Annotated in this window: 7 protein-coding genes; 6 read left to right on the top strand and 1 reads right to left on the bottom strand. The window is 41.0% G+C overall.

Annotated features, from left to right (window positions below):
- Positions 1-27: 27 nt before the first annotated feature.
- Positions 28-1,173, bottom strand: coding sequence for an acetylornithine deacetylase (argE, locus tag P20311_RS10785; RefSeq protein ID WP_036985082.1), 1,146 nt, complete (start codon positions 1,171-1,173; stop codon positions 28-30).
- Between the two features lie 222 nt (positions 1,174-1,395).
- On the opposite strand from argE, the gene argC reads away from it, so the two are divergent.
- The 6 genes from argC (at position 1,396) to P20311_RS10755 (ending at position 7,695) form a co-directional block, all read left to right on the top strand.
- On the top strand, positions 1,396-2,409 hold the full coding sequence (gene argC, locus P20311_RS10780) for an N-acetyl-gamma-glutamyl-phosphate reductase (RefSeq protein WP_008112657.1): 1,014 nt from the start codon (positions 1,396-1,398) through the stop codon (positions 2,407-2,409).
- Entirely contained in the window at positions 2,406-3,173 is a 768-nt protein-coding gene (gene argB / locus P20311_RS10775; protein ID WP_008112655.1) for an acetylglutamate kinase, read from the top strand. The genes argC and argB overlap by 4 nt, the downstream gene beginning before the upstream one ends.
- A gap of 7 nt (positions 3,174-3,180) precedes the next feature.
- On the top strand, positions 3,181-4,113 hold the full coding sequence (locus P20311_RS10770) for an ornithine carbamoyltransferase (RefSeq protein WP_008112653.1): 933 nt from the start codon (positions 3,181-3,183) through the stop codon (positions 4,111-4,113).
- Positions 4,110-5,312, top strand: coding sequence for an argininosuccinate synthase (locus P20311_RS10765; RefSeq protein WP_008112651.1), 1,203 nt, complete (start codon positions 4,110-4,112; stop codon positions 5,310-5,312). Before P20311_RS10770 ends, P20311_RS10765 begins: the two co-directional genes overlap by 4 nt.
- Before the next feature lie 52 nt (positions 5,313-5,364).
- Positions 5,365-7,242 (top strand): argininosuccinate lyase, encoded by a 1,878-nt coding sequence (argH, locus tag P20311_RS10760; RefSeq protein ID WP_008112649.1) that lies wholly within the window; start codon positions 5,365-5,367, stop codon positions 7,240-7,242.
- A gap of 252 nt (positions 7,243-7,494) precedes the next feature.
- Positions 7,495-7,695 (top strand): hypothetical protein, encoded by a 201-nt coding sequence (locus P20311_RS10755; protein WP_008112648.1) that lies wholly within the window; start codon positions 7,495-7,497, stop codon positions 7,693-7,695.
- Positions 7,696-8,037: the final 342 nt, after the last annotated feature.

Genomic DNA, 8,037 nt, shown 5'->3' with positions numbered 1-8,037 from the left:
GCTTAATAGCGTCTTTTTTGTTACTGATTAAAAGCAACTCGCCTTTATGAGGTTGCTGATAATTTGTTGCGAAGGCTTTATTTTTTCCATCGCTAAATATTCATCGGGCTGATGCGCTTGGTTAATTGAACCCGGTCCCATGACGATGGTTTCACAACCCAGTTGTTGTATAAATGGTGCCTCAGTACAGTAATTAACAGCCACTGCTTTTTGCCCTGCTATATTTTCGGCTAGTTTAACTAACGCGCTGTCTGTGCTTCCTGTAAATGCTGGAATTGGCTCATGTAAATCAATCACACTGACCGAATTAGGGTATTGCTGATTTATATCGTAGGTTGCATCAAGCAGCAATGCTTGTAGCTCTTGTACACTTAAGCCAGGAAGAGGGCGCATATCAATGTGCATTTCACAGCAACCGCAAATCCGATTTGCATTATCGCCCCCATGAATATTACCTAAATTGAGCGTTGGGTGAGGAATTTCAAAGTGATTTATTGAATATTTATTCTTAAGTTGTTCTTTTAAGATTAGCAATTTTGTAATCACTTTATGCATCACTTCGATGGCGTTAAGACCCCGTTCGGGATCTGAGCTATGTCCTGAACGGCCGACAACTCTTATTGCTGTACTCATATGACCTTTATGAGTAAATACCGGAGTCATATCAGTAGGTTCACCAATAATACAGCGACTTGGCTTTAAATTTGGGTGCTTACAGATTTGTTGTGCGCCAGCCATAGTGGTTTCTTCGTCTGCGGTGGCTAATATTAAAATTGGTTGTGTTTGTTGCTTTTCATCAAGCTCGCTAATAGCCTGCAGTACAAAAGCAAAAAAACCTTTCATATCAATGCTACCTAAGCCATATAATTTATTATCTAGCTCGGTTAATTTAAATGGGTTGTGATTCCAACGACTATCATCAAATGGCACTGTATCAGTGTGGCCTGCTAGCATTAAACCGCCGTCGCCTTGACCACGTTTTGCTAATAAGTTGTAGCGACCTTTGTTGCCTTCTAACTCTATTATTTCACAGTTAAAACCTAAGCTTTCACACCATTGCGCTAGCAATTCAATGACACTTTTATTACTCATGCATAAATGATCTTCAATGGCACTGATAGAGGGGGCAGCAATCAATTGCTGGTACATCGAAATAAATGACGGCAGAGACATAAAAAATTACCAAAATAAGTATTCATTTTAATTGCATAACAATATAAAAGTATTTATGATGAATATCAATTCACTTTTTAAGCATAAATATATTAAAGTTACGCCATGAAAATAATACGACGATAGTTATCACTCATAAATTTAATCTGTTTGGCTGGGTTAGACCCTAGTGTAAACAAACAACATGGAATGTGGTCACTAATTTTAGATAAAGAGTAAATAATGAACGTAGTAATTATAGGTGCCAGCGGTTACAGCGGCGCAGAACTGGCTAGCTTAGTAGCAAAACATCCAACGCTTTCACTAACTGGCTGTTATGTATCAGCGCAAAGTTTAGATAAACATAAATTGCTTAGTGAATTGTATCCTGAGCATTTAGGGTTACTTGATTTACCTTTGCAGCCACTAAATGAACATGCACTTGCTGATATCACTCATTCAGCAGATTACGTTTGTCTGTGCACCGATCATAAAGTAAGTGTGGATTTAGCGCCTCAGTTTTTAGCGATGGGCAAAAAGGTATTTGACCTTTCTGGTGGCTATCGTCTTGCAAGTAATGATGATTACGTTACTTATTATGGCTTTGAACACCAACATCCAGAACTACTTAATCAAGCGGCTTATGGTCTTGCTGAATGGAATAGTAAAGCCATTACTGATGCTCAGTTAATTGCTGTTGCTGGCTGCTATCCAACGGCTGCATTAAATGCATTAAAGCCTCTGCAACAAGCGTGCTTGTTGAGTGATGAAAAAATTATTATTAATGCGGTTTCTGGCGTAACTGGCGCAGGGCGAAAAGCCAGCATCGGTACGCATTTTTGTGAGGTATCACTTGCACCCTATGGTTTGTTTAATCACCGTCATGGGCCTGAAATACAACAGCACCTATGTCATGAGGTGTTATTTACTCCTCATTTAGGTAATTTCCCGCGCGGTATTTTAGAAACTATTTATGTGCAATTAAAGCCGGGTGTGACCAGTGAGCAAGTAGCTAAAGCGTATCAAGTCTTAGCGGATGAGCCATTAATTCGTTTGCTTGGCAGCAAAATCCCTTCGATTAAAGGGGTGGCCAAACAACCTTATGTAGATATTGCGTGGCAGCAGCAAGGCTCACAGTTAATAGTAATGGCAGCAATTGACAACTTATTAAAAGGGGCAGCTGGTCAGGCTTTGCAATGTATTAATTTATCAATGGGTTTGCCTCACACTACAGGCTTAGTAGGAGCGTTTAGATGAGCAGTAAAACGTGGGTTATCAAACTCGGTGGCGCAGTACTCAATACTGAAAATGCCGCTAAAGCGCTTTTTGAGGTTCTTAATGAGCAACATGATGCTCAGTTTGTGATTGTGCATGGTGGTGGCTCATTAGTTGATAGCTGGTTAAAAGAGGCTGGTTTTGCCAGTGCTAAACACCAAGGTTTACGTATTAGCCCTAAAGAACAGATGCCTTATATTGTTGGAGCCCTTGCGGGTGCGGCAAACAAACAACTCATGGCGCAAGCAATTAGTGTTGGTCATAAGCCGGTGGGGTTAAGTTTATATGAAGCAGGGATCACCGCCTCGCAAAAATTAAAAGCATTGGGTCAAGTAGGTCAATGTCACAACAATGCTGATTCTATTATTAATGATTTACTCAGTGCTGGCCGGTTACCAATCATCAGTTCTATCGGCTTTGATGAGCAGGGCTTGTTATACAACGTTAATGCCGATGAAGCAGCCGCCGCAATGGCAAATAATTTAAATGCAGAACTTATTTTTATGACGGACGTAGAGGCGGTACTTGATGCCAATAAGCAGCCTTTACATCAACTTGACACAAAACACATTGATACTTTAATTGCAGAGGGAGTAATTGTGGGCGGGATGGAGGTCAAAGTTAAGACCAGTCTTCACGCTGCCCAACATTTACGACGCGGTGTGTACATTTCCAGCTGGCAAAAGCCAGAAAACTTAACTGCTTTGCTGCAAGGCGAGCATGTCGGAACTAAAGTAACACCATAGGTTGAACATGTTTAAAGATTTTTTAACGGGTCTAGAATTAGACCAACAAGGCGCACTAAATTTATTAAAATTAGCGCAAGATATTAAAGAAAGCCCTGCAAAGTATAGCCAAGTGCTAGCTGGTAAGTCAGTGGTTACTCTGTTCGAAAAGCAAAGTTTACGTACGCGTTTATCGTTTGATATTGGTATAAACCGTTTAGGCGGTCATGCGGTTTATCTTGATCAACAAAACGGCGCGATGGGCGCCCGCGAATCAATAAAAGATTTTGCCTTAAATATTTCGACTTGGGCAGACGGGATTGTTGCGCGGGTTAATCAGCACAGTACGTTAACGACACTCGGTGAGTATTCATCCGTTCCTGTGATTAACAGTTTGTGTGATTTATATCACCCATGCCAAGCATTAGCTGATTTTTTAACGCTACAAGAAGTACATGGTGATGTTAGCCAGTTAAAGCTTGCCTACCTAGGTGAGGGCAATAATGTAACGCACTCATTAATGCTATTAGCCGCTACTTTAGGAACAGACTTTGTCGCTGTAACACCAAAAGGCAGCTCACCTGATTCGCAAGTACTTAAAAAAGCAGAGCAAATAGCAGCGATGAATGGCGCTTCTGTAATGGTAAGTGACAGGGTTGAGGCTGCAGTAGGCGCTAATGTTGTTTACGCTGATACCTGGGTTTCTATGGGAGACACTACACCGCTTGAGCAAGTAAAAGAAAAATACATGCCTTATCAATTAAATCAGGCATTGTTAGAAAAAACCGGTGCAACTACGGTATTACATTGCCAACCGGCACACCGTGAGTTTGAAATTACCTCTGAGGTAATGGATGGCCCTGCATCAAAAATTATACAGCAAGCAGAAAACCGCATGCATGCGCAAAATGCGCTATTAGTTACATTGTTAAATCCAAATTTTGTTAAGGAACACCTATGAGTTCAATTAAAAAAGTCGTTTTAGCCTATTCTGGTGGTCTTGATACATCGGCTATCGTGCCATGGTTAAAAGAGAACTACGGCTGTGAAGTTATTGCCTTTGTTGCCGATGTTGGCCAAGGCGCTGAAGAACTTGAAGGCGTAGAAGCTAAAGCTATAGCGTCTGGTGCATCTGAGTGTTACGTGGTTGATTTAAAAGATGAGATGGTAAGCGATTATATTTACCCAACCCTTAAAACGGGTTCTATATATGAAGGGACTTATTTACTTGGTACTTCTATGGCGCGTCCAATCATTGCTAAAGCGCAAGTTGAAATTGCACGTAAAGTAGGTGCCGATGCACTTTCTCATGGCTGTACGGGTAAAGGTAACGACCAAGTACGTTTTGAGTCATGTTTTGCCGCACTCGCACCTGATTTAAAAGTGATTGCGCCATGGCGTGAGTGGGATTTATCAAGCCGTGAATCATTGCTTGATTACCTAGCTGAACGTGACATTCCATGTTCTGCGTCAGCAACTAAAATTTACAGTCGTGATGCTAACGCATGGCATATTTCTCACGAAGGCGGTGAACTTGAAGACCCTTGGTGTGAACCAAGTGAGCAGGTATGGACCTGGACTAACTCACCAGAGCAAGCACCTGATAAAGCTGAACACGTCACTTTATCGGTTGTTGAAGGTGAAGTAGTTGCTGTAAATGGCGAAGAGCTTAAACCTTATGATTGTTTAGTTAAATTAAACGATATTGCATCACCTCATGGTGTGGGCCGTGTCGATATTGTAGAAAACCGTTTAGTTGGCATGAAATCGCGTGGTTGTTATGAAACGCCAGGCGGTACTGTGATCATGGCAGCGCTTCAAGCAATTGATGAGCTCGTACTTGATAAAGCGAGCCGTAAATGGAAAGAAGTACTCGGTGGTGAATTTTCACACTTAGTCTATGACGGTCGTTGGTTTACGCCGCTAAAAGATTCTATTTTAGCCGGTGCAGAAGCGCTTTCTACGTTAGCAACGGGCGAAGTGGTACTTAAGCTTTATAAAGGCCAAGTGACAGGGGTTCAGAAAAAATCACCTAACAGTTTATATAGCGAAGATTTTGCTACCTTTGGTGAAGACGATGTTTATGACCAATCGCACGCAGAAGGCTTTATTCGTTTATTCTCGCTATCAAGCAGAATTTCAGCATTAGCTAAAAAGTAATTTTTTATGCCCCTTGGAATTAAGGGGCTATTATCGGGTTTGGAGAGATTTCATGGCATTATGGGGCGGACGTTTTTCTACGGGTCCAGATGAAGCGTTTAAACAGTTTAACGATTCACTTCCCTTCGATTATCAATTAGCAGAGCAAGATATTATTGGCTCTGTTGCATGGGCTGGCGCACTAGAACAAGTGAATGTGTTATCTAGTGATGAGCACAAAAAGCTGGTATCGGCACTTTATGAGTTACTTGAAGAGGTAAAAGCAGACCCAATGGCTGTAGCTACCTCAGGTGCAGAGGATATTCACTCGCATGTTGAAGCTGCACTAATTGAAAAAGTAGGTGATTTAGCTAAAAAGTTACACACAGGCCGAAGCCGTAACGACCAAGTTGCTACCGACTTTAGACTCTGGTGCCGCGATACCGCCGATCATATTTTAAAAGCGATTGCGCAACTTAAAGCAGAGTTTATTGGCTTAGCTGAACGTGAGCTTGGCACAATATTACCAGGTTATACCCACTTACAACGTGCACAACCGGTGTTATTTAGCCATTGGTGTATGGCTTATGTAGAAATGTTAGAGCGTGATGAAAGCCGATTACAAGATGCCCAAGCAAGAATGAACTACTGCCCACTCGGCAGTGGCGCTCTTGCAGGCACTGCATACCCGATTGACCGCCATGCACTTGCACAAGGGCTAGGATTTACTGGCGCGACTAAAAACAGCCTTGATGGTGTATCTGATCGTGACTTTGTGGTTGAGCTATTAAGCTGCGCGTCTATCTCTATGATCCACTTATCGCGTATGTCTGAAGACTTAATTTTTTATAACTCAGGAGAAGCTGGGTTTATCGAACTGGCTGATAATGTTACATCGGGCTCATCTTTGATGCCGCAGAAAAAGAACCCAGATGCATTAGAGCTAATTCGTGGTAAAACTGGCCGGGTGTTTGGTGCGTTTAGCGCAATGATGATGACCTTAAAAGCACTACCGCTTGCCTACAATAAAGACATGCAAGAAGACAAAGAAGGCATTTTTGATGCCATGCCAACATGGCTTGCGTGTATTCATATGGCACAAGCGTGTATTAAAGGTATAAAAGTTAAAGCAGATAAAACCCTTGCAGCGGCAAAAGGTGGCCACGCGAATGCAACCGAACTTGCTGATTATTTAGTGGCTAAAGGTGTACCGTTCAGAGAAGGGCATCATATTGTTGGGGTGTTGGTACAATTAGCTATTAGTGAAGGTAAAACGTTAGAGGAGCTTTCACTAGAGCAGTATAAATCAGTAAATCCAGTGTTTGAAGATGACGTGTATCCGGTACTTGAAATTGATGCCTGTATTAAAGCACGCCAAGCGCTTGGCGGTACATCATTAGAGCAAGTAAGTAAAGCGGTGAAAGACGCGAAAAAAAAACAGCAAATAACGGTTCGTGATGCCAACTTAGATGACGTAGAAGCAATTGCTAAACTCGTACAGCACTGGGCAACAGTCGGCGAAAATTTACCGCGAGCTAAAAGTGATATGGTGCACTCAATTAATGAGTTTGCTGTAACCGAGATAGACGGTCAGGTATCGGGTTGTGCTTCACTTTATATTTACGACACAGGATTAGCTGAAATACGTTCATTAGGCATTGATCCTAAAAGCGCAGTAACGGGGCAGGGACGAGAACTGGTTGAACACTTATTAGTGAAAGCTAAAAAGTTGGCACTTAATCGTGTCATTGTTCTGACTCGTGTACCTGACTTTTTCGAAAATCAGCGGTTTAGTTTCTGTAACAAAGAGAGCTTACCTGAAAAAGTCATGAAAGATTGTGAGTTATGTTTACGTAAAGAAAACTGTGATGAAGTCGCAATGGAATATATGTTAAAGCCAAGTAATAAGCCAAGTAATAGCATGGAGATCCCTTGTAAAAACGTGGCTTGAGCAATCCCTAGGATAAAAAACGCACGGTGACCCCGATGCGTTTTTTTTTGAGTAAAATAAAATAATTTTTAAATTAACATGCTATTAATTTAAAGTTGGCATATCGTTTGCATTTATTATTCTGAAGCGAGTTGTTGAGTCAATTAACCAACGAAGGCAATACGTTACAGCAGTTATTTAGTAACTGCTCCAGATGGTGTGATTTAAATTTACGCCAATAATAAAAATTTAATACTCAAAAGGATTAATCACATGCAAATTTCAGCGAACAGCCAAGTACAAATGCAAGCATACAATAAAACGCAACAATTAAAGCCTGCAATGGAACAAACTGCTAGCCCTAAAACCCTACAATCTGATACAGTAAGTATCTCTCAAGAGGCGATGGCTGCGGCAAGTGGAACGGATCTTCAACGTGGTGGTGGAGTTGTTCCTCCTATCAAGCCTAAGTAATTTAAAGGTTATGCATGTTTTTAACTGAGTTTTTTGGTTTATTCTCTTTATCCGCATATATGATGTGGGGATTTCTAATGGCATTCTTCTTCAATGCTTTTGTTTTTTCACTTGGAATTAAAAGGGAATCTACCTTATTACTCAGTTCATTTGTTATGATGGTTTCATATTCATCATCTGATTATTTTTACACTTGGTTGTCAATACAAAATGGCTTCCTGTTAGATTGGGCGTTATATGATATTTTTACTATTATCGCCTTGTTAATAGTTGCTTTTTTTATTAAAAAAAACAACTCCTTCTTTTGCATATTTGATCACCGGTTTATCAATTAATTCATTG

Source organism: Pseudoalteromonas sp. BSi20311 (assembly GCF_000239875.1).
In the GTDB taxonomy this organism is placed as follows: Bacteria; Pseudomonadota; Gammaproteobacteria; order Enterobacterales; family Alteromonadaceae; genus Pseudoalteromonas.
Note: the sequence above shows the minus strand (reverse complement) of the source record. Positions and strands in the feature narration are given on the sequence as shown.